General features: G+C 73.8%; 2 protein-coding genes. One reads left to right on the forward strand and one right to left on the reverse strand.

Going from position 1 to position 1,908, the window contains the following annotated elements:
• A partial coding sequence (locus tag EAD96_RS30600) for a M20/M25/M40 family metallo-hydrolase (protein WP_121686679.1) occupies positions 1–1,336 on the forward strand: 1,336 nt, incomplete at its 5' end.
• A 10-nt stretch (positions 1,337–1,346) separates the two neighbouring features.
• Here the strand turns inward: EAD96_RS30600 and EAD96_RS30605 are convergent.
• Positions 1,347–1,908: GNAT family N-acetyltransferase (locus tag EAD96_RS30605; protein WP_199733346.1), on the reverse strand; the 562-nt coding region annotated here is incomplete at its 5' end.

Raw genomic sequence — 1,908 nt, forward strand, 5'->3', positions numbered from 1 at the left:
CGCCCCGGCCGCCGCCGCGACCGGCGCGCCCCCGGGCCCGGGCCGTCCGGCCCGGCCGCAGCGGCCCGACCGCGAGCTGACCGCGCTGCTGCGCGAGATCGACAGCCGCCGGATCGAGGCCGTCGTGCGCCGGCTCGCCGCGTTCGGCACCCGCCACACCCTGTCCAGCCAGACCGATCCGGTACGCGGCATCGGCGCCGCCCGCGACTGGATCCACGCCCAGCTCTCCGGGTACGCGGCCGCGTCCGGCGGCCGGATGAGCGTCGAACTGCAGTCGTACGTGCAGCAGCCCGCCTCCCGCATCCCCGTCCCGACCACCATCACCAACGTGGTGGCGACCCTGCGCGGCGACGTCACGCCCGAGCGGGTGTACGTCATCACCGGCCACTACGACTCCCGGGCGACCGACGTGATGGACGCGGTCAGCGACGCGCCCGGCGCCGACGACGACGCCTCCGGCGTGGCGGTGGTGATGGAGCTGGCCCGGGTGCTGTCGACCCGCCGCACCGAGGCGACCATCGTGCTCGCCGCCGTCGCCGCCGAGGAGCAGGGACTGTACGGCTCGGCGTACCTGGCGTCGCAGCTGAAGGCGGCCGGCGTGGACGTCCAGGCCATGTTCAGCAACGACATCGTCGGGTCCAGCACCGCCGACGACGGCACCCGCGACCCGCGTACCGTGCGGTTGTTCGCCGAGGGCGTGCCGACCGCCGAGACCCCGGCCGAGGCGAGCGTCCGGCAGTCCGTCGGCGGCGAGAACGACTCGCCGTCGCGGCAGCTCGCCCGGTTCGTCACCGACGTGGCCGAGAACTCCGCCACCGGCATGGACGTGCGCGTCATCTACCGGCGGGACCGCTACCTGCGCGGCAGCGACCACATCTCGTTCCTGCGCGAGGGCTGGCCGGCGGGCCGGTTCACCGAGCCCAACGAGGACTTCGCCCACCAGCACCAGGACGTGCGCGTCGTCGACGGGGTGCAGTACGGCGACCTGCCCGAGTTCTGCGACTTCGGCTACATCACCCGGGTGGCGCGAGTGAACGCCGCGACGCTGTGGTCGCTGGCCCAGGCGCCGGGTACGCCCAAGGGCGTCACCGTGGTGACCACGAACCTGACCAACGACACCACCCTGCGGTGGCAGCGCAGCCCCGAGCCGGACCTGGCCGGGTACGAGGTGGTGTGGCGGGAGACCACCGCCGACCAGTGGCAGAAGGTGCTGCCGGTCGGCGACGTCACCGAGGTGACGATCGACCTGTCCAAGGACAACGTGTTCTTCGGCGTGCGGGCGGTGGACCGGGACGGGCACCGCAGCCCGGTCGCCTTCCCGAAGCCCGGTAGCTGAGGCCGGCCGGTCACCGCCCCGGCGCCCGGTCCACCCCGTCCGGGGCGGTGATCGCCCAGCGCTCGTGGTCGCGCCACGCGCCGTCGATGAACAGGTAGTCCGGCGAGAACCCCTCCAGCCGGAAGCCGAGCCGGCGCGCCAGCCGCTTCGACGGCTCGTTGCCGGGCTGGATGTTCGCCTCCAGCCGGTGCAGACCGAGCGGTCCGAACGCGTACTCGATCACCAGCCGCACCCCGGCCGAGGCGTGTCCGGTGCCCGCGTACGGGCGGAACGCCGCGTATCCGAGGTAACCGCCGCGCAGCGCGCCGAGCACGATGCCGCTGATGTTCGCGTATCCGGCGATCTGCCCGGTGGCCCGGTCGCAGAGCAGGAACCCGGAGCTGTCCCGCGCCCGGATCTTGCGCAGGTACGCCGCGTACCGCTGCGCGTCATCGGGCGCGGACAGCCACGGATGGTGCAGGTCGCGGCTGCGCCGGGCGGCGGCGACGAACTCCGCCTCGTCGGCCGGACGGGGACGGCGGATGGCGACGCGTCCGTCACTGCGCAGATATCGCACAGGCCCACTCTCGGAC

Source organism: Micromonospora sp. BL1 (genome assembly GCF_003667485.1).
Lineage (GTDB): Bacteria > Actinomycetota > Actinomycetes > Mycobacteriales > Micromonosporaceae > Micromonospora > Micromonospora tulbaghiae.